Raw genomic sequence first — 19,944 nt, 5'->3', positions numbered from 1 at the left:
GCGTGATCGAACGTGACCGAACGAGACCCCTACCTGATCATTTCCTCCGACTGTCACGCCGGACTGCCCACCGAGCAGTACCGGCCCTACCTGGACAGCGCCTTCCACCGCGCCTTCGACGACTTCCTCGGCCAGCGCGACGCCCGCCGCGAGGAGATGACCCGCCTCGGCGTGCGCAACGAGGCCTTCGCCGCCAAGTGGTTCCAGGACAACGAGGAGGGCCTGCGCGGCGGTTGGGACTCCGCCCAGCGCCTCAAGGAGCTGGACGGCGACGGCGTGGCCGCCGAGGTCGTCTTCCCGGACGCCGACGCCGTCGACAGCCAGACCGCCGCCCCCTTCGGCGTGGGCCTCGGTCTCTCCGGCGACCAGGACCCCGCACTGGGGATGGCGGGCGCGCAGGCGCACAACCGCTGGCTGGCGGAGTTCGTCGCCGAGAACCCCGAACGCCACTGCGGTGTCGCCCTGCTGCCGATCACCGGCGAGGTCGACAAGGTCGTCGCCGAGGTGCACCGTGCCAAGGAGTCCGGGCTCGGCGCGCTGATGATCCCCTCGATGTGGGTCGACAAGGCCCCCTACCACGACCGGCGTTACGACCCGGTGTGGGCGGCCGCCGCCGAGACCGGCATGCCGGTCGTCACCCACTCCGGTGCCGCGCCCCGCCACGAGTACGGCGACCACCTGGGCATCTACGTCAGCGAGGTCACCTGGTGGCCCGCCCGCCCCCTGTGGTTCCTGCTCTGGTCGGGCGCCTTCGAACGCCACCCCGGCCTGAAGTTCGGCATCGCCGAGTCCGGCTGCTGGTGGCTGCCGAACCAGCTCTGGTTCATGGACCGCCTCTACCTCGGCGCGCACGGCGGCAAGAAGCTCTCCCCGTTCGAGGAGCTGAAGCGGCCCCCGAGCGAATACCTCGACCGCCAGGTGTTCGTCTGCGCCACCAACACAAAGAGGCGCGAGCTGGCACAGCGGTACGAGATCGGCGTCGACAACATCCTCTGGGGCAGCGACTTCCCGCACCCCGAGGGCACCTGGCCCAAGACCCGCGAGTGGCTGAAGAACACCTTCCACGACATCCCCGTCACCGAGACCCGCCGCATCCTCGGCCTCGCGGCCGCCGACGTCTTCGGCTTCGACACCGAGAAGCTGGCACCGCTCGCCCGCCGCATCGGCCCCACCCCCGACGAACTGGGCCAGCCCCAGGACCAGGCCGCCGTGGAACAGTCCTGGGCCAAGTCCCGCGAAGTGGGCCGCCACTGGCTCACCGACCACGACTTCCCGCAGATCGGGGTCCTGTGATGGACCGGTACACCGTCATCTCCGCCGACTGCCACGCCGGCGCCGACCTCCTCGACTACCGGCCGTACCTGGAGAAGAAGCACCACGCCGACTTCGACGCCTGGGCGGCCACCTACACCAATCCCTACGAGGACCTTCTCGCCGACACCGCCGACCGCAACTGGAACTCCGCCCGCCGCCTCGCCGAGCTGGAGGCCGACGGCATCGTCGCCGAGGTCGTCTTCCCCAACACCATCCCGCCGTTCTTCCCCACCGCCTCCCTGATGGCCCCCGCGCCCACCAAGGAGGAGTACGAGCAGCGGTGGGCCGGACTGCGCGCCCACAACCGGTGGCTCGCCGACTTCTGCGCGGACGCCCCCGGGCGCCGGGCCGGCGTCGCGCAGATCCTCCTCAACGACGTGGACGAGGCGGTACGGGAGATCCGCCGCACCCACGAGGCGGGCCTGACCGGCGGTGTGCTCCTCCCGGGCGCCCCGCCGGGCTCGGGCATCCCGGAGCTGTACTCGGCGACGTACGACCCGATCTGGGCCGTCTGCGCGGAACTGGGCGTGCCGGTCAACCACCACGGCGGATCGGCGTCGCCGCCGCTCGGCGAGGAGCCGGCCGCGCGCGCGGTGTTCATGGTCGAGACGACGTGGTTCTCGCACCGGGCGCTCTGGCACCTGATCTTCGGCGGGGCCTTCAAACGCCACCCGGACCTCAGGCTGGTGCTCACCGAGCAGGGTTCGGGGTGGATCCCCGGCGTCGTCGAGATGCTGGACTACTACCACTCGCGGCTCGTCGCGGCGGCGACGAAGGCGGCCACCGCGGAGTCCAAGTTCGGCGCCGGGCTCGCTGCCTCGATGGGCAACAGCCCCAGCGAGGTGTGGCGCGACAACTGCTTCGTCGGGGCCAGCTTCATGCGCCCCCACGAGGTGCCGCTGCGCGAGAAGATCGGCCTCGACAAGATCATGTGGGGCAGTGACTACCCGCACGACGAGGGCACCGCCCCCTACTCCCGCGAGGGCCTGCGCATCGCCTACGCCGGGCTGCCGCGCGAGGAGGTCGCCGCCATGGTCGGCGGGAACGCCGCCCGGGTGTACGGCTTCGACCTGGAGCTGCTCGACGCGATCGCCGCCAAGGTGGGACCCACCGTGGAGGAGATCGCCCAGCCGTTGGAGAAGGTGCCCGCCGACGCCACCAGCCCCGCCTTCGCGCCGGGCGGGTCGGTACGCGTCTGGTGAGGACCAGGGTGGCATCCTCCGCGACATGACAGACGAAACGGGCACCTACGAACCGCACCACCAAGACCTCGGCTCGCGGCTGAACTGGCTGCGGGCCGGGGTCCTCGGCGCGAACGACGGCATCGTCTCCACGGCCGGCCTCGTCGTCGGCGTCGCGGGCGCCACCGACTCCCGCTCCACGCTCCTGACGGCAGGGCTCGCCGGACTCCTCGCGGGCTCCCTGTCCATGGCGGCGGGCGAGTACGTCTCGGTGTCGACGCAGCGCGACTCGGAGAAGGCGGCCGTCGACCTGGAGAAGAAGGAGCTGCGCGAGCAGCCGGAGGAGGAACTCGCCGAACTCGCGCAGATCCTGGAGAGCCGGGGCCTGTCGCCCGAGGTCGCCCGGGAGTCCGCCCAGCAGCTCACCGAGCGCGACGCCCTGCGCGCGCACACCAGCATGGAACTCAACATCGACCCCGACCAGCTCGCCAACCCCTGGCACGCCGCCTGGGCCAGCTTCATCGCCTTCACCGTCGGCGCCCTGCTGCCGCTGCTGGCGATCATCCTGCCGCCCCAGTCCTGGCGACTTCCGGTCACGGTGGTCTCCGTACTGGTGGCGCTGGCCTGCACCGGCTGGGGCAGTGCCCGGCTGGGTGCGGCGCCGCCCGGACCGGCCGTGGTGCGGACGATGGCCGGAGGTGCCGTCGCGATGGGAGTGACCTATCTGGTCGGCACCCTGCTGGGAGCCACCGGCGCATAGGCCTCCGCGCGCCCGCATCGGGCCTGTTCGCACGGTTCCGCCCCGGGCGCGGGTCGGCCACCATGGCACGTATGCGAGAAGAGCGAACTCCCCCTTCCACGCCCCGGTTCGACGCCCTCGTCGCGGAGGCCGGGCGGATCGCCGTGGGGCTCGGGCACCGGCACACCGGTGCCGAGCACCTCTTGATGGCGCTCCTGCGCGACCCCGACGCCGTACCCACGCAGGTCCTGGCCGAACTCGTCGACCCCGTCGAGATCGACAAGCGGCTGCTGACGCTGGTCACGTCACCGACGTACCACGAGAACCGGCACACGGACCGCCCGCACTCCTGACTCCCGACTCCTGACGAAACTTCTTACATACTTGTCGGTAACAACCCCTAGTCGAGCCCCGGTCCGCCGTCCTATCGTGCGGGAATGCCGAACCTGCCCGATGTCGTGCTGTGGTCCATCCCGGCCTTCGTCCTGCTCACCGTGCTCGAAATCGTCAGCTACCGTCTGCACCCCGACGACGAGGCCGAGGGGTACGAGACCAAGGACGCCGCCACGAGCATCACCATGGGGCTCGGCAGCATCGGCTTCGACTTCCTGTGGAAGATCCCGATCGTCGCCATCTACACGGCGGTGTACGAGCTGACGCCCGCCCGCATCCCCGTGCTGTGGTGGACGATTCCGCTGATGCTGCTCGCGCAGGACTTCTTCTACTACTGGTCGCACCGCGGCCACCACGTCGTGCGCATCCTGTGGGCCTGTCACGTCGTCCACCACTCCAGCCGGAAGTTCAACTTCACCACCGCGCTGCGCCAGCCCTGGACGACGCTCACCGTGTGGCCCTTCTACCTGCCGCTGATCGCGTGCGGAGTCCACCCTGCTGCGCTGGCCTTCTGCTCCTCCTCGAACCTCGTCTACCAGTTCTGGGTGCACACCGAGCGGGTCGGCAAGCTGCCGCGCCCCTTCGAGTACGTCCTCAACACGCCCTCGCACCACCGGGTGCACCACGCCTCGCAGGGCGGCTACCTCGACCGCAACTTCGGCGGCATCCTGATCATCTGGGACCGGATCTTCCGCTCCTTCGTGTCCGAGACGGACCGCCCCGTCTACGGTCTGACGAAGAACATCGAAACCTACAACCCCCTGCGCGTGGCCACCCACGAGTACGCGGCCATCGCCCGCGACGTGCGCGCGGCGAGCACCTGGCGCGAGCGCGCGGGCCGTGTCTTCGGCGGCCCGGGCTGGCAGCCGAAGAACACCGCCGCGAGCACCGGCACGGGTGACAGGGGCGCCAGCACCAGCACCGGTGACACCCCCGCCACCGCGACCACCCCCGCCCAGCAGCCCGAGCCCGCCGCATGAGCCGCGACCGGGCGGCCCGCGCCCTCCTCGCCGCGTTCTTCCTCGCCACCGCCGTCGACCTCGGCGGCCTGCTGGCGGACGTGTGGACGGTGCACGCCGTCACCAAACCGCTGCTGATGCCGCTGCTCGCCGGTTACGTCGCCGTACGAGGCGGCCCGCGCCTCCTGGTGGCGGCGCTCCTCTTCGGCTGGGGCGGAGACGTCGCGCTGCTCTTCGACGCGGACCCCGCCTTCATGCTCGGCATGGGCTCCTTCGCCCTCGGCCACATCTGCTACCTGCTGCTCTTCAAGGGCGCACCGATGCGCCGCCCGCTGGGCGCGCTGTACGCCCTCGCGCTCGTCGGCACGGTGGCGCTCCTGTGGGCCGACCTCCCCGCCGACCTGCGCATCCCGGTCGCCGGATACAGCCTGCTGCTCACCGTCATGGCCTTCCGGTCGAGCGGTCTGGGCCCGTACGCCGGCATCGGCGGCGCGCTGTTCCTGCTGTCCGACACCCTGATCGCCACCGGAGTGGCCCAGTGGCCGCAGCTCCCCGCCCCCGACTTCTGGGTGATGGCCACCTACGCGGCGGCGCAGTGCCTGCTGGCCCTGGGCGTGCTGCGCGCCCCGGGGCGCACGGCTTCGCCCCAGCGCGAAGGCTCGGCCGTTCCGGCGTACGGTGATAGGCGCACTGCCCTCTGACCAGCAAGGATGCCCCCCCATGCGCGCCACCGTCATCCACGCTCCCCGTGACATCCGCGTCGAAGAAGTCCCCGATCCGGCTCTCCAGCACTCCACCGACGTGGTGGTCCGCGTCCTGCGCGCCTGCATCTGCGGCAGCGACCTGTGGGCCTACCGGGGCGAGTCGGCCCGCAAGCCCGGGCAGCGCATCGGGCACGAGTTCCTGGGCGTCGTCGAGGAGGCGGGCACCGAGGTGCGCGCCTTCAAGGCGGGCGACCTGGTCGTCGCGCCCTTCGTGTGGTCCGACGGCACCTGCGACTTCTGCGCGGAGGGCCTGATGACGTCCTGCCCCGAGGGCGGCTTCTGGGGCTCGGTCGGCTCCGACGGCGGCCAGGGCGAGGCGGTCCGGGTGCCCTTCGCCGACGCCACCCTGGTCAAGCTGCCCGCCGACGCCGCCTCCGACGAACGGCTGCTCACGGCCCTGCTGGCGCTCTCCGACGTCATGGGAACGGGCCACCACGCGGCGGTGGGGGCCGGTGTGCGGCCCGGCGCGAGTGTCGCGGTGGTCGGGGACGGTGCGGTCGGCCTGTGCGGCGTACTGGCCGCCAGGCGGCTCGGTGCCGAGCGGATCATCGCGCTGGGCCGGCACACGGCCCGTACCGACATCGCCCGCACCTTCGGCGCGACGGACGTCGTCGCCGTACGGGGCGAGGAGGCGGTGGACGCCGTACGGGAGATGACCGGCGGCCAGGGCGCGCACTGCGTCATCGAGGCCGTGGGCACCGAGCAGTCCATGCGCACGGCTGTCTCGATCGCCCGCGACGGCGGTGCGATCGGCTACGTGGGAGTCCCGCACGGCAGCGCCACGGGACTCGACCTCGGCGTGATGTTCGGGCGCAACATCGCCCTGCGCGGGGGAGTGGCCCCGGTCCGCGCCTACCTCCCGGAGCTGCTGGCCGACGTACTGAACGGCACGATCGACCCGTCCCCGGTCTTCGACGCGACCGTCCCCCTGGACCAGGTCCCCGACGGCTACAAGGCGATGGACGCCCGCACGGCTCTCAAGGTGATGGTGCGGCTGTAGGACATGCGTGAGGGGTGCGAGCCGTACCGACGGCTCGCACCCCTCACCCTGTCACCTAGCGAACGGCGCGCAGCGCGTCGATGATCCCGGCCCCGTAGAAGCCGTTGTCGTTCACCCCGCCCTGGCAGACGGCGTCGATCTTGCCGTCCTTGTTGATGTCGTACGGGTCACCGCACGCGGTGGACTCCGCCTGCGACGTCAGCATCCGCTCCAGCTGGTTCGGAGTGGCGTTCGGGTGCGTCGACTTCAGCAGCGCGAGAACGCCCGAGACGTGCGGGGACGCCATCGAGGTGCCGTTCTTGTAGCCGTACTTGCCGCCGGGCAGCGTCGAGAGGATGCCGCCGCTGACCGCCGGACCCTCCGGCTCCTGGTAGGCGGTGGAGTCGCCGCCGGGGGCCGCCACGTCCACGACACCCTTGCCGTAGCTGGAGTACGACGACTTCAGGTTCTTCGCGCCGGTGGCGGAGACCGTGATCACGTCGTCCAGCTGCATCGGGATGTCGAGGCACTTCTTCGGGTCGATGGTGCGCGGACCCGGAGTCGTGTCGTTCGGGCTGGAGTTGTCCTGGATCTCCTTGCCGCCGAGGTCGAAGTTCGAGTTGCCCGCCGAGGCGACCGAGATGGTGCCCTGCTTCCGGGCGTACCGCTGGGCCCGGTCGACGGCCTCGACCAGGGCGCCCTGGTCCGGGTCGTCCTTGCAGTTGAACATCCACGGGTCGGTGTAATAGCTGTTGTTCGTGATGTCCGCACCGTGGTCGGCCGCGTACACGAAGGCGCAGACGATCGCCTCGGTGTAGAACATGCCGTCCGGGTTGGCGACCTTGATGCCGGAGAGACGCACGTTCGGCGCGACACCGGTGACGCCGACGCCGTTCTTCGCGGCGGCGATGGTGCCCGCCACGTGCGTGCCGTGGTCCGACTCGCCGGCGTTCGGACGCCACACGCCGGGCGTGGTGTCCGCCTTGCCGCCGACGCAGCTCGCGGAGCCCTGGGTGTCGAAGTTCGGCGCCAGGTCCGGGTGGGTGTCGTCGACGCCCGTGTCGATGACGGTGACGTTGACCCGCTTGCTGCCGAGGGTCTTCTTGTGGGCCTTGTCGGCACGGATCGCCGGCAGACCCCACAGCAGCGGCTCCAGCGGGTCCTGCACGCTGTCGGCCTTCTTGGCCAGCGCCGCGGCCTGCTTGGCCTCGGCCTCGGTCAGCACCTTGGTGCCGCCGACGTCCGTGGTGCTCGCGGCCGAGATCGGCTTGGTGCGGGTGGCACCGGCCGACTCGACACCGCGCACCGTGCGGATCTGCTTCCCGAACTCGGGGTTCTGGGAGGTGACGACGATGACGCCTATCTTGTCGTACGAAATCACGACGGTGCCGCCGGCCTTGGCTATCGCCTTCTTGACCGACGCGGCCGTCGACTTTCCGCCCTCGATGTTGACGACGTACGACAGCTTGGGGCCGTCCGCCGCGGGGGCTGCCGCGGGTGCGGCCTCCAGGGGCGCCGCGTTGGCCGTAGCCAGCGGGAGCACTCCGAGAGAGGCGGTCAGAGCCAGCCCGACGGGCAGAGCCAGTACGCGAGACCGTCTGCTTCCCAGATGAGCCATGGGATCTCCACATCATCCGTGCCGAACGTCCCACCGCAGAAATGCGGTTGGACGGGTACATGACCAGCGAAGCTATCGCTGATCAACGGGTGCAATCAATGAGTTCGGAAAAGAAAACGCGTCCGTTGAACCGAGACGCCCCGCGGGCCGTGCCGTTGACAGGGGGAGGCAAGCCGTCCGCCCCCGTCCAGATGAGGTCCCCTTGACCCCCTCCATTCCGACCGCGTCGCGAGGAGAATCCGTGACCACCGATGCACCACCGCCCCAGGGCGGCCCGGAAATCCAGCCCACCGGGCCCACGACGGAGCAGTTCGTCGCGGTGCAGGAGAGCGCGGAATTCGGCGAACTGCGCCGTGCCCACCGCTCGTTCGCCTTCCCCCTGACCGTCGCCTTCATCGCCTGGTACCTGCTGTACGTACTGATGTCGAACTACGCCGGCGGCTTCATGGGCACCAAGGTCTTCGGCAACATCAACGTCGCCCTCGTCTTCGGACTCGCCCAGTTCCTGACGACCTTCCTCATCGCGTGGTTCTACTCGCGGCACGCGGCGACCAAGCTCGACCCGAAGGCCGCAGCGATCAAGTCCCGCCTGGAGGCCGGAGAATGAGCACGCTCAACATGGGGTGGCAGTTCGCCGCCGGTGAGGGTGCGGGCGAGCACCGCACGCTGATCATCACCCTCTTCGCCCTGTTCGTCGTCGCCACCCTCGGGATCACCGTCTGGGCGGGCCGTCAGACCAAGAGCGCCGCCGACTTCTACGCGGGCGGCCGCCAGTTCACCGGCTTCCAGAACGGCCTGGCGATCTCCGGCGACTACATGTCCGCCGCCTCCTTCCTCGGCATCGCGGGCTCCATCGCCCTCTTCGGCTACGACGGCTTCCTGTACTCCATCGGCTTCCTCGTCGCCTGGCTGGTCGCGCTGCTGCTGGTCGCCGAACCGCTGCGCAACTCCGGCCGCTACACCATGGGCGACGTCCTCGCGTACCGCATGAGGCAGCGCCCGGTGCGCACCGCCGCGGGCACCTCGACCATCGTCGTGTCGATCTTCTACCTGCTGGCGCAGATGGCCGGCGCCGGTGTGCTGGTTTCCCTGCTGCTCGGTATCACCAGCGACGGCGGCAAGATCGCCATCGTCGCCCTGGTCGGCGTCCTGATGATCGTGTACGTCACCATCGGCGGCATGAAGGGCACCACCTGGGTGCAGATGGTCAAGGCCGTCCTGCTCATCGCGGGCACCCTGCTGATCACCTTCCTGATCCTGCTGAAGTTCAACTTCAACGTCTCCGAACTCCTCGGCGCCGCCGCCACCAACAGCGGCAAGGAGGGCTTCCTGGAGCCGGGTCTCAAGTACGGCGCGACCGCGCTGTCCAAGCTTGACTTCCTCTCGCTGGGCATCGCCCTGGTCCTCGGCACGGCCGGACTGCCGCACATCCTGATCCGCTTCTACACCGTCCCGACCGCGCAGGCCGCCCGGAAGTCCGTCAACTGGGCCATCGGCATCATCGGCGCCTTCTACCTGATGACGATCGTCCTGGGCTTCGGCGCCGCCGCCCTCCTCAAGCCGGGCGACATCACCGCCTCCAACAAGGCCGGCAACACCGCCGCCCCGCTCGCCGCCCTCGAGATCGGCGGCGGCTCGGGCTCCACCGGCGGTGCGATCCTCCTGGCCGTCATCTCCGCGGTCGCCTTCGCGACGATCCTCGCGGTGGTCGCGGGCCTCACCCTCGCCTCGTCGTCCTCGTTCGCGCACGACATCTACGCGAACGTCATCCGGCGCGGCAAGGCCACCGAGAAGGAGGAGATGAAGGCCGCCCGCTGGGCCACCGTCTTCATCGGCATCGTCTCCATCGCGCTCGGCGCCCTCGCCCGCGACCTCAACGTCGCCGGCCTCGTCGCCCTCGCCTTCGCGGTCGCCGCCTCCGCCAACCTGCCGACGATCCTCTACAGCCTCTTCTGGAAGCGCTTCACCACCCAGGGCGCCCTGTGGTCGATCTACGGCGGTCTCTTCGCCGCGGTCTTCCTGGTGCTGTTCTCGCCGGTCGTCTCCGGCAAGCCCACCTCGATGTTCAAGGGCGTCGACTTCGCCTGGTTCCCGCTGGAGAACCCGGGCCTGATCTCGATCCCGCTGGGCTTCCTGCTGGGCTGGCTCGGCTCGATCCTCTCCAAGGAGGAGCCCGACAAGGGCAAGTACGCCGAGCTGGAGGTCAAGTCCCTCACGGGCACCGGTGCCCACTGACCGGTCGATTCCCGTACGAACCCCCGGGGCCGCGTCGTAGGACTCTACGACGCGGCCCCGTCGCGACTCGTGCCAATCGGCCCTCAGGCGTTGTCAGTGCCGTCGCGTAGTGTCGGAGATACCAGTCACCCATCGGGGAGGGGGCCCACAGTGCTCATCGACACTTATGGCCGGGTCGCCACCGACCTGCGCGTGTCACTGACGGACCGCTGCAACCTGCGTTGTACGTACTGCATGCCCGAAGAGGGCCTCCAGTGGCTCGGCAAGTCCGACCTGCTCACCGACGACGAGATCGTCCGGCTCATCTCCATCGCCGTCACCGAGCTGGGCATCACCGAGGTCCGCTTCACCGGCGGCGAACCGCTGCTCCGCCCCGGCCTCGTCGGGATCGTCGAGCGCTGCGCCGCCCTCACGCCCCGCCCGCAGATGTCCCTGACCACCAACGGCATCGGCCTCAAGCGCACCGCCACCGCCCTCAAGGCCGCCGGTCTCGACCGGGTCAACGTCTCCCTGGACACGCTGCGCCCCGACGTCTTCAAGACCCTCACCAGGCGCTCCCGCCACCAGGACGTCCTCGACGGCATGGCCGCCGCCCGCGACGCCGGGCTCACCCCGGTCAAGGTCAACGCCGTCCTGATGCCGGGCCTCAACGACAACGAGGCCCCCGACCTCCTCGCCTGGGCGGTCGAGAACGACTACGAACTGCGCTTCATCGAGCAGATGCCGCTCGACGCCCAGCACGGCTGGAAGCGCGACGGCATGATCACCGCCGGTGACATCCTGGAGTCCCTGCGCACCCGCTTCACCCTCACCGAGGAGGGCGACACCGCGCGCGGCTCCGCACCCGCCGAGCGCTGGGTGGTCGACGGCGGACCGCACCGGGTCGGCGTCATCGCCTCGGTCACCCGCCCGTTCTGCGGCGCCTGCGACCGCACCCGGCTCACCGCCGACGGCCAGGTCCGCACCTGCCTCTTCGCCCGCGAGGAGTCCGACCTGCGCGCCGCCCTGCGCTCGGACGCCACGGACCAGGAGATCGCGGAGCTGTGGAAGGTCGCCATGTGGGGCAAGAAGGCCGGCTCGGGCCTCGACGACCCGACCTTCCTCCAGCCGGACCGCCCGATGTCGGCGATCGGCGGCTGAGCGGACGTCCGGGCGGGGGAGGGCCTCAGACGGCAGGAGGCTCTTCCCAGTCGGCCAGCTTCACGACGTCCTTGAGGAAGCCCCGGACACCGAGGAACTGCGACAGGTGCTCCCGGTGCTCCTCGCAGGCCAGCCACGTCTTGCGGCGCTCCGGAGCGTGCAGCTTCGGGTTGTTCCAGGCCAGCACCCAGACCGCGTCCACGCGGCAGCCCTTGGCGGAACAGACGGGGTTCTCTTCGCTCACCACAACAGTCCCAAAACAAAAAGGCGACGCCGAGCAGCCACGGGGGGAGCTGCCCGGCGTCGGTCCGTCGCTCCGACGGGGGATGCGGAGCGCCTACGAAGTATGTCACGGGGGACGGGGTGCGGTGCACCGGAACGTCATGATTGATCTGAGGTTTTCTTGAGCTTGGCCGGAGTTAAGTGGTCCGTCCCCGGGGCTCGTTGACCGGACCCGCCGCATTCGAAGCCGCCTCCGCGTCCCGGAACGGGCCCTCGTCGGGGCCCATCACGGTGCCCTCCAGCGGCGGCCCGATCGCGGGCCGCACCGGTGCCGGAACGAAGGTGCTGGGCAGGGGTTTCGCGTTCTCCCGGCCGCCGTTGGCGATCACCACCGCGACGTACGGCAGCAGCACGCCCAGCGCCAGCGCCACGATCGCCACAGGACGTTCCACGTTCCACAGCACGGCGGCGAGGATGACCGCGACCGTCCTGATCGCCATCGAGATGACGTACCGGCGCTGCCTGCCCCGTACGTCCTCCGCGAGGCCCTGGCGGGCTCCGGTGATCCGTACGACCTCGGCCCCGCGCAGCTTCCGCACCACGATTCCACCACCCGATTCCTGCGCCGGGCGCTCCCCGGCCCGGATCCCTCCACGGTACGCCCGCCCTCGGACAGGCGGCAGAGCGGGGCCCGTACAGTCTGGGCAAAGCCGACCATGCCTCCCCCGTACGGCGGTGTCCGACATGCGCCGTACGGGGTATCCGCCCAGACTTGGTCGCAGCGCACATCCGCGCCCGTACGAGGAGGCGACATGAGCTGGTTGTGGGCAATCATCGTGGGACTGGTGCTCGGTCTGATCGCGAAGGCGATCATCCCGGGCAAGCAGCAGATCCCGCTCTGGCTGACGACGATCCTCGGCATGATCGGAGCAGTGATCGGCAACTGGATCGCCGCCCGCTTCGGGATCGACGAGACCCGCGGCGTCGACTGGGGCCGGCACCTCTTCCAGCTGATCGGCGCTGTGGCCGTGGTCGGCGTGGGTGACGCGCTCTACACGATGGTCCGCGGGAACAGAAGCAGGGCCTGAGACGGCGAGCGGGCCGGAACCCCGAGGGGGGTTTCCGGCCCGCTGCCGTGTCGTAACGAAAAGGGCTTTCGTACGACGAGGGCTCAGCCCGTGATCTCCACCGCCGCCAGGTTCTTCTTGCCCTTGCGCAGCACCAGCCAGCGGCCGTGCAGCAGCTGGTCGGCGGTGACCTCGGCGTCCTCGGCGGTGACCTTGACGTTGTTCACGTAGGCGCCGCCCTCCTTGATGGTGCGCCGCGCGCCGCCCTTGCTGGGCGCGAGGCCCGCAGCGATCAGCAGGTCGACGACCGGCCCCAGGCCCTCCGCCTGCGCGTGCGGCAGCTCCGAGAGAGCGGCCTTCAGCGTCGGCTCGTCCAGGTCGGTCAGCTCACCCTGGCCGAACAGCGCCTTCGACGCGGCGATGACAGCGGTGCACTGGTCGGCGCCGTGCACCAGCGTCGTCAGCTCCTCGGCCAGCGCACGCTGGGCGGCACGGGCCTGCGGACGCTCCTCGGTCTGCGCCTCCAGCTCCTCCAGCTCCGCCTGCGTACGGAAGCTGAGGATGCGCATGTACTTGGAGACGTCACGGTCGTCCACGTTCAGCCAGAACTGGTAGAACGCGTACGGCGTGGTCATCTCCGGGTCCAGCCAGACGGCCCCGCCCTCGGTCTTGCCGAACTTGGTGCCGTCCGCCTTCGTCATCAGCGGCGTCGCCAGCGCGTGCACCACCGCCTCCGGCTCGACCCGGTGGATCAGGTCGAGACCGGCGGTGAGGTTGCCCCACTGGTCGCTGCCGCCCTGCTGGAGGGTGCAGCCGTAGCGGCGGTACAGCTCCAGGAAGTCCATGCCCTGGAGCAGCTGGTAGCTGAACTCGGTGTAGCTGATGCCCTGCTCGGACTCCAGCCGGCGGGCGACCGAGTCCTTGGTCAGCATCTTGTTGACCCGGAAGTGCTTGCCGATGTCCCGCAGGAACTCGATCGCGGACATGCCGCCGGTCCAGTCCAGGTTGTTCACCATCGTGGCCGGGTGGGCGAACTGCGAGCCGTCGAAGTCGAGGAACGGCTCGATCTGCGAGCGCAGCCGGTTCACCCACTCCTTGATGGTCTCCGGGTCGTTCAGCGTGCGCTCGGCGGTCGGGCGGGGGTCACCGATCTGCCCGGTGGCCCCGCCGACCAGCGCCAGCGGCTTGAGACCCGCCTGCTGGAGCCGGCGCATGGTGAGCACCTGCACCAGGTGTCCCACGTGCAGGCTCGCCGCGGTCGGGTCGAAGCCGCAATAGAACGTGACGGGGCCGTCCGCGAGCGCCTTGCGCAGTGCGTCTTCGTCCGTGGACTGGGCGAACAGCCCGCGCCACTTCAGCTCGTCGACGATGTCCGTCACGATTCTCAGATCTCCTCAGATGTACAGGTACGCAGTAGATGCGCGGGTACGCGGTGATTGCCGGTACCGATGCTTGCTGACCGAGGTTATACGCCCCGGCTGACAGAACTCATATTGAAATCCGGCACCCGCAGCGCGGGCATCGCGGCCCGGGTGAACCAGTCGCCCCATTCGCGCGGCAGCGTCTTCTCCGTGACACCGGCCTCGGTGGCCCGCGACAGCAGGTCCACCGGCGACTCGTTGAACCGGAAGTTGTTCACCTCGCCGACGACCTCGCCGTTCTCCACCAGGTACACGCCGTCCCTGGTCAGGCCGGTCAGCAGCAGCGTCGCCGGGTCGACCTCGCGGATGTACCACAGGCAGGTCAGCAGCAGCCCGCGCCCGGTCGCCGCGACCATCTCGTCCAGCGACTTCGTGCCGCCCGCGTCCAGGATCAGGTTGTCGATGTCCGGGGCCACCGGCAGCTTGGTCAGGGCGGCGGTGTTGCGGGTGGTGATCAGCCGCTCCAGCTTCCCGTCCTTGATCCACTCCGTCGGTGCGAGCGGCAGCCCGTTGTCGAAGACGGACGAGTCGCCGCCCGAGGAGTGCGCCAGCACGAAGGGAGCGGACTCGAGACCCGGCTCGTTCGGGTCGCTGCGCAGCGTCAGCGGCAGCGACGACAGCGTGTCGCCGAGCCGGGTGGAGCCGCCCGGCCGGGAGAACACCGTCCGCCCCTCCACTGCGTCCCGCGCCCCCGACGACCACAGCTGGTACACCAGCAGGTCCGCGACCGCGCTCGGCGGCAGCAGCGTCTCGTACCGCCCGGCGGGCAGGTCGATGCGCCGCTCGGCCCACACCAGGCGCTGGGCCAGCTCCTCGTCCAGGGCCCCGGGGTCGACGTCCTTGAAGTCACGGGTGGAGCGCCCGGCCCAGGCCGACTTCGTACGGTCCGGGGACTTGGCATTGACCTCCAGCGTCCCGTTGGGCTGGTCGTGCCGCAGGCGCAGCCCCGTCGACGTACCGAGATAGCTGGACGTCATCTCGTGGTTCGCGAACCCGTACAGCTCGCGCCCGCCTGCCCTGGCGCGGGCGAAGGCCTCGCCGAGCGCGGGGGCGAACGCGTCGAAGACCGCGGACGACGTCTCGGCGGGCGCGTCCCGGAAGTCGGGGGACACCGGCACGCCCTCGACCAGGGGCTGCGCGTCCTCGGCCGGACCCGCCGCCCGCGCCGCCGCCTCGGCGGCCCGTACCAGCGGCTCCAGCTCCTCGGCGGTGACCGCCGACCGGGACACGACCCCGGAGGCGGTGCCCTCGGCCCCGTCCACCGTCGCGACGACGGTCAGGGTGCGCCCCCGGGTCACACCATTGGTGGTCAGCGCATTGCCCGCCCACCGCAGATTGGCCGACGACTCCTCGTCGGCGATGACGACGCACCCGTCGGCGGTGGACAGCTCCAGCGCCCGCTCGACGATCTCGTACGGCTTGCTCACGCGGCTCATCGCCCGGCCTCCTGCGTGGTGTTCAGAATGTTGACGCCCCGGAAGAGGGCCGACGGGCAGCCGTGCGAGACCGCCGCGACCTGGCCCGGCTGGGCCTTGCCGCAGTTGAAGGCGCCGCCCAGCACGTACGTCTGCGGGCCGCCGACCTTCTCCATCGAGCCCCAGAAGTCGGTGGTCGTCGACTGGTACGCGACGTCACGGAGCTGCCCCGCCAGCCGCCCGTTCTCGATCCGGTAGAAACGCTGGCCGGTGAACTGGAAATTGAAGCGCTGCATGTCGATCGACCACGACCGGTCGCCGACCACGTAGATCCCGCGCTCGACACCCCCGATCAGGTCCTCCGTCGACAGCCCGCCCGGCTCCGGCTGGAGCGACACGTTCGCCATGCGCTGCACGGGCACGTGCCCGGGGGAGTCGGCGTACGCGCACCCGTTGGACCGCCCGAGCCCGGTGAGCTTCGCGATGCGCCGGTCGGTCTGGTAGCCGACGAGCGTGCCGTCCTTCACCAGGTCCCAGGACTGCCCGGCGACGCCCTCGTCGTCGTACCCGATGGTGGCGAGACCGTGCTCGACGGTGCGGTCACCGGTCACGTTCATCACCGACGACCCGTACGCGAGCTTGCCCAGCTGGTCGAAGGTCGCGAACGACGTACCCGCGTAGGCGGCCTCGTACCCGAGCGCCCGGTCCAGCTCGGTGGCGTGCCCGATCGACTCATGAATCGTCAGCCACAGATTGGACGGGTCGACGACCAGGTCGTACGTCCCCGCCTCGACGCTCGGGGCCCGCATCTTCTCGGCCAGCAGCCCCGGGATCTCCTCCAGCTCGGAGTTCCAGTCCCACCCGGTGCCCGTCAGGTACTCCCAGCCCCGCCCGACCGGCGGCGCGATCGTCCGCATCGAGTCGAACTCGCCGGACGTCCCGTCCACGGCCACCGCCGTGAGCTGCGGATGCACCCGCACCCGCTGCTGCGTGGTGACCGTCCCCGCCGTGTCGGCGTAGAACTTGTTCTCCTGCACGGTCAGCAGCGAGGCGTCCACATGGGCCACCCCGTCCGCCCGCAGCAGCCGCCCGCTCCAGTCGGCGAGCAGCGCCGCCTTCTCCTCGCCCGGCACGTCGAACGGATTGATCTCGTACGAGGAGACCCAGGTCCGGTCCTCGTGCACCGGCTCCTCGGCCAGCTCCACCCGCTCGTCGGACCCGGCCGCCTTGATCACCTTCGCCGACAGCCTGGCCATCGCCACGGCCTGCCCCGCGACCCGCGCGGCGGCGTCCATCGACAAGTCGACCCCGGAGGCGAACCCCCAGGCCCCGCCGTGCACCACTCGCATCGCATACCCGAGGTCGGTGGAGTCGCTGGACCCGGACGGCTTCGCGTCCCGCAGCCGCCAGGACGCACTGCGCACCCGCTCGAACCGGAAGTCGGCGTGCGCGGCCCCGAGCGCCCGGGCCCGCGCGAGAGCGGCGTCGGCGAGGGCGCGCAACGGTAGTTCCAGAAACGACTGATCAACCTCATGAGCCACTGGCTGCATCCCCATCTCCCATGGTCCGGCGCACCGACCCGACCCGGCCCGTGCCGCCCAAAGTCAAGCACGTCCGTCACTTCTCCCACACGGTCCGTACGGGCTTCGCCCCGCCGCTACGGTGCTGTTCATGGCGAGCAAGCGCAGCAGGGGCAGCACCCGGCACCGCAGCAAGAACACGAACACGCACGTCGTCGGCGACGCGGGCGGCGAGAAGCGATCCACCGGGCCCGACTACGCCCAGTGGGCCCGCGATTTCGAAGCCGACGCCGAGCGGTTCCCCGAGCAGCGCGAGGAAATTCTCGAGGAGGCCGCCCAGGCCTGGAAGGACGCGAAGGAATTCGATCGCGCGATCGAGGTGTACGACCGGTTGCTCGACCCCGAGGGACCGCCCGTCGAGGACGCGGACCTCGTACGCGCCTACCGCATCGCAACGCTCTGGGAGGCCGGACGGCCGGAGGAGGCCAGGGCCGGAATGGCGGAACTGCGCCGCAGGCACCCGAAGTCCGTCGACGCCTGGGAGTACGGGGGCGAGGCGCTCGAGGAGTACGACAGCGCCGAATCGGCGGCCGACTGGTACACGGCGGCCCTCTCCCACCTCCTGGGTGCCGGAGCCCCGACGACTGCGGACACGATCGAAGCCCGGGCGCCGGGCATCGCCTCGCTCTTCGTGGCCCGTCACCGCGTGCGACGGGCGACCGGCGCGGCCCACGACGACTGGGACGACCTGGCCCACACCTTCCACGACCGCAGGGGCGGCTTCTTCGGCGCCAACGGCATCCACCGCCCGCTCGACGACCTGCATGACCCGGTGCGGGGCCGACAGGTGCAGGACGAGATGTACGAGGAGGCGATCGCCGCTCAGCTGGCGGAGCACGCACCGGCGGGCACCGTGTCGGCCGGGGCCGTCTACTGGCCCGCCGCGGAGTTCTCCCGGCTCCTGGCCGCCTGGCCGCAGGCGGCCACGAGTTTCGGCGAGAGCCACGGCGGTGACGGCGCCGACCACGCCGCCCATCGGCGCGACGCCGAGGATTCGCTGCGCGCCCGCGCCGACGCAGGCACATTCCGCCTGGGGGTGGTCCACGCCGGCCTGGACGGCCTGACCGACCACGCGGCGCGTACCGGCCGCTCGCCGGGCGACCCCGCCACCCGCGCCGCGTACGAGGCAGAACTCGCCCGTACCACCGAGCCCATGGCATGGCCCCCGCCGCGCAACGCTCCCTGCTGGTGCGGCGAGGACCGCAAGTACAAGAAGTGCTGCGGAAACCCGGCGAACGGCTGAGCGCGGTCGCGGGGCGGACACCACCGTGACCCCGGGGGTGCCATCTGTAGGGTCCCCACAGGTGGCACCCCGTGTCACTGTCGCCGCCCGATTCTGCGCCGGGGGTGGTGGGCGGATAGGTTCGGAGGAACCAGACCGCTATCGAAAGGGTGATCCGTTGAGCCGCTCGGTTCTCGTCACCGGAGGAAACCGGGGCATCGGCCTCGCCATCGCCCGCGCCTTCGTCGACGCAGGCGACAAGGTCGCCATCACCTACCGCTCGGGCGACCCCGCGGAGCTCGAAAAGGCGGGCGTGCTGCCCGTCAAGTGCGACATCACCGACACCGAGCAGGTGGAGCAGGCCTACAAGGAGATCGAGGAGAAGCACGGTCCCGTGGAGGTGCTGGTGGCCAACGCCGGCGTCACCAAGGACCAGCTCCTGATGCGCATGTCCGAGGAGGACTTCACGTCCGTCCTCGACACCAACCTGACCGGCACCTTCCGGGTCGTGAAGCGTGCCAACCGCGGCATGCTGCGCGCCAAGAAGGGCCGCGTCGTGCTGATCTCCTCGGTGGTGGGTCTGCTGGGCTCGGCCGGGCAGGCCAACTACGCCGCCTCGAAGGCCGGTCTGGTCGGGTTCGCGCGCTCCCTCGCCCGTGAGCTGGGGTCGCGCAACATCACGTTCAACGTCGTCGCGCCCGGGTTTGTCGACACCGACATGACCCAGGTGCTCACGGACGACCAGCGCAAGGGCATCGTCGCCCAGGTGCCGCTCGGCCGATACGCGCAGCCGGAGGAGATCGCCGCAGCGGTGAAGTTCCTCGCCTCGGACGACGCGTCGTACATCACTGGAGCCGTCATCCCGGTTGACGGCGGATTGGGCATGGGTCACTGATCGCCATGAGTGGAATCCTCGAAGGCAAGAACATCCTCATCACGGGTGTCCTGATGGAGTCCTCCATCGCCTTTCACGCGGCCAAGGTGGCGCAGGAGCAGGGTGCCAACGTCATCCTGACGGCCTTCCCCCGCCCGACGCTGACCGAGCGCATCGCCAAGAAGCTCCCGAAGCCGGCGAAGGTCATCGAGCTCGACGTGACGAACCAGGAGCACCTGGACCGTCTCGAAGATCTCGTACGGGACGAGCTGGGCTCGCTCGACGGTGTCGTGCACTCCATCGGCTTCGCGCCGCAGGACGCGCTCGGCGGCAACTTCCTGAACACGCCGTTCGAGTCGGTCTCCACGGCCATGCACGTCTCCGCCTTCTCGCTGAAGTCGCTGACGATGGCCTGCCGTCCGCTGATGAGCGAGGGCGGCTCGATCGTCGGCCTCACCTTCGACGCGCAGTTCGCGTGGCCGCAGTACGACTGGATGGGCCCGGCGAAGGCCGCGCTGGAGGCCACCTCCCGCTACCTCGCCCGTGACCTGGGCGCCGAGGGCCTGCGCTGCAACCTGATCTCGGCGGGCCCGATCGGCTCGATGGCCGCGAAGTCCATCCCGGGCTTCGGGGACCTGGCGAAGGTCTGGGACGAGCGCTCCCCGATGAAGTGGGACATGGCCGACCCGGAGCCCGCGGGCAAGGGCATCGTCGCCCTGCTGTCGGACTTCTTCCCGAAGACGACCGGCGAGATCATCCACGTCGACGGCGGCGTGCACATGATCGGCGCCTAGCCTTTCGGGGCTGAGCGTGAGGGGCGG

20 protein-coding genes are annotated in these 19,944 nt (G+C 70.3%); 14 read left to right on the top strand and 6 right to left on the bottom strand.

Annotation, left to right across the window (positions count from 1 at the left end; all coding sequences use genetic code 11):
* Window positions 1–12: 12 nt before the first annotated feature.
* From IE269_RS04615 to IE269_RS04585, 7 genes are all read left to right on the top strand, one after another.
* Window positions 13–1,293 carry an amidohydrolase family protein gene (locus IE269_RS04615; protein WP_189821448.1) on the top strand — a complete coding sequence of 427 codons (1,281 nt, stop codon included), beginning with the start codon at window positions 13–15 and terminating at the stop codon, window positions 1,291–1,293.
* Complete coding sequence (locus tag IE269_RS04610) at window positions 1,293–2,516, top strand: amidohydrolase family protein (protein ID WP_189821447.1); 1,224 nt, start codon at window positions 1,293–1,295, stop codon at window positions 2,514–2,516. Before IE269_RS04615 ends, IE269_RS04610 begins: the two co-directional genes overlap by 1 nt.
* 25 nt (window positions 2,517–2,541) lie before the next feature.
* On the top strand, window positions 2,542–3,255 hold the full coding sequence (locus tag IE269_RS04605; protein ID WP_189821446.1) for a VIT1/CCC1 transporter family protein: 714 nt from the start codon (window positions 2,542–2,544) through the stop codon (window positions 3,253–3,255).
* A gap of 71 nt (window positions 3,256–3,326) precedes the next feature.
* Window positions 3,327–3,587, top strand: coding sequence for a Clp protease N-terminal domain-containing protein (locus tag IE269_RS04600; RefSeq protein ID WP_189821445.1), 261 nt, complete (start codon window positions 3,327–3,329; stop codon window positions 3,585–3,587).
* Between the two features lie 84 nt (window positions 3,588–3,671).
* Window positions 3,672–4,607, top strand: coding sequence for a sterol desaturase family protein (locus tag IE269_RS04595; protein ID WP_189821444.1), 936 nt, complete (start codon window positions 3,672–3,674; stop codon window positions 4,605–4,607).
* The gene (locus tag IE269_RS04590) at window positions 4,604–5,287 is read left to right on the top strand and encodes a lysoplasmalogenase (RefSeq protein WP_189821443.1); all 684 of its coding nucleotides are present in this window, start codon (window positions 4,604–4,606) and stop codon (window positions 5,285–5,287) included. The genes IE269_RS04595 and IE269_RS04590 overlap by 4 nt, the downstream gene beginning before the upstream one ends.
* Window positions 5,288–5,306: 19 nt before the next feature.
* Window positions 5,307–6,350, top strand: coding sequence for a zinc-dependent alcohol dehydrogenase family protein (locus IE269_RS04585; protein WP_189821442.1), 1,044 nt, complete (start codon window positions 5,307–5,309; stop codon window positions 6,348–6,350).
* Between the two features lie 55 nt (window positions 6,351–6,405).
* Here the strand turns inward: IE269_RS04585 and IE269_RS04580 are convergent, their stop codons facing one another.
* On the bottom strand, window positions 6,406–7,947 hold the full coding sequence (locus IE269_RS04580; RefSeq protein ID WP_189821441.1) for a S8 family peptidase: 1,542 nt from the start codon (window positions 7,945–7,947) through the stop codon (window positions 6,406–6,408).
* Window positions 7,948–8,188: 241 nt separating this feature from the next.
* Between IE269_RS04580 and IE269_RS04575 the strand changes: the two genes are divergently transcribed.
* The 3 genes from IE269_RS04575 (at window position 8,189) to moaA (ending at window position 11,322) form a co-directional block, all read left to right on the top strand.
* Window positions 8,189–8,554, top strand: coding sequence for a DUF485 domain-containing protein (locus tag IE269_RS04575; protein ID WP_189821440.1), 366 nt, complete (start codon window positions 8,189–8,191; stop codon window positions 8,552–8,554).
* The gene (locus IE269_RS04570; RefSeq protein ID WP_189821439.1) at window positions 8,551–10,182 is read left to right on the top strand and encodes a solute symporter family protein; all 1,632 of its coding nucleotides are present in this window, start codon (window positions 8,551–8,553) and stop codon (window positions 10,180–10,182) included. Before IE269_RS04575 ends, IE269_RS04570 begins: the two co-directional genes overlap by 4 nt.
* A gap of 150 nt (window positions 10,183–10,332) precedes the next feature.
* Window positions 10,333–11,322 carry a GTP 3',8-cyclase MoaA gene (gene moaA, locus IE269_RS04565; RefSeq protein WP_229897868.1) on the top strand — a complete coding sequence of 330 codons (990 nt, stop codon included), beginning with the start codon at window positions 10,333–10,335 and terminating at the stop codon, window positions 11,320–11,322.
* A gap of 25 nt (window positions 11,323–11,347) precedes the next feature.
* Here the strand turns inward: moaA and IE269_RS04560 are convergent, their stop codons facing one another.
* On the bottom strand, window positions 11,348–11,566 hold the full coding sequence (locus IE269_RS04560; RefSeq protein ID WP_189821437.1) for a hypothetical protein: 219 nt from the start codon (window positions 11,564–11,566) through the stop codon (window positions 11,348–11,350).
* Between the two features lie 175 nt (window positions 11,567–11,741).
* Window positions 11,742–12,143, bottom strand: coding sequence for a DUF3099 domain-containing protein (locus IE269_RS04555; protein WP_229897890.1), 402 nt, complete (start codon window positions 12,141–12,143; stop codon window positions 11,742–11,744).
* A 213-nt stretch (window positions 12,144–12,356) separates the two neighbouring features.
* On the opposite strand from IE269_RS04555, the gene IE269_RS04550 reads away from it, so the two are divergent.
* Complete coding sequence (locus IE269_RS04550) at window positions 12,357–12,632, top strand: GlsB/YeaQ/YmgE family stress response membrane protein (protein WP_189821435.1); 276 nt, start codon at window positions 12,357–12,359, stop codon at window positions 12,630–12,632.
* Window positions 12,633–12,715: 83 nt separating this feature from the next.
* Here the strand turns inward: IE269_RS04550 and tyrS are convergent, their stop codons facing one another.
* The 3 genes from tyrS to IE269_RS04535 form a co-directional block, all read right to left on the bottom strand.
* On the bottom strand, window positions 12,716–13,990 hold the full coding sequence (gene tyrS / locus IE269_RS04545) for a tyrosine--tRNA ligase (RefSeq protein WP_189821434.1): 1,275 nt from the start codon (window positions 13,988–13,990) through the stop codon (window positions 12,716–12,718).
* A gap of 86 nt (window positions 13,991–14,076) precedes the next feature.
* The gene (locus IE269_RS04540; protein WP_189821433.1) at window positions 14,077–15,468 is read right to left on the bottom strand and encodes a metallopeptidase TldD-related protein; all 1,392 of its coding nucleotides are present in this window, start codon (window positions 15,466–15,468) and stop codon (window positions 14,077–14,079) included.
* A complete protein-coding gene (locus IE269_RS04535; RefSeq protein ID WP_189821432.1) occupies window positions 15,465–16,988 on the bottom strand; it encodes a TldD/PmbA family protein in 1,524 nt (507 codons plus the stop codon). The genes IE269_RS04540 and IE269_RS04535 overlap by 4 nt, the downstream gene beginning before the upstream one ends.
* Before the next feature lie 130 nt (window positions 16,989–17,118).
* On the opposite strand from IE269_RS04535, the gene IE269_RS04530 reads away from it, so the two are divergent.
* The 3 genes from IE269_RS04530 (at window position 17,119) to fabI (ending at window position 19,917) form a co-directional block, all read left to right on the top strand.
* Window positions 17,119–18,270, top strand: a complete 1,152-nt coding sequence (locus tag IE269_RS04530) for an SEC-C metal-binding domain-containing protein (protein ID WP_189821431.1) — start codon at window positions 17,119–17,121, stop codon at window positions 18,268–18,270.
* Between the two features lie 157 nt (window positions 18,271–18,427).
* Entirely contained in the window at window positions 18,428–19,144 is a 717-nt protein-coding gene (gene fabG, locus IE269_RS04525) for a 3-oxoacyl-[acyl-carrier-protein] reductase (RefSeq protein WP_189821430.1), read from the top strand.
* Window positions 19,145–19,149: 5 nt separating this feature from the next.
* The gene (fabI, locus tag IE269_RS04520) at window positions 19,150–19,917 is read left to right on the top strand and encodes an enoyl-ACP reductase FabI (RefSeq protein WP_189821429.1); all 768 of its coding nucleotides are present in this window, start codon (window positions 19,150–19,152) and stop codon (window positions 19,915–19,917) included.
* Window positions 19,918–19,944 lie beyond the last annotated feature (27 nt).

This window comes from Streptomyces spiroverticillatus, from assembly GCA_014650415.1.
In the GTDB taxonomy this organism is placed as follows: domain Bacteria; phylum Actinomycetota; class Actinomycetes; order Streptomycetales; family Streptomycetaceae; genus Streptomyces; species Streptomyces spiroverticillatus.
This window is presented reverse-complemented; position numbering and strand designations above follow the sequence as displayed.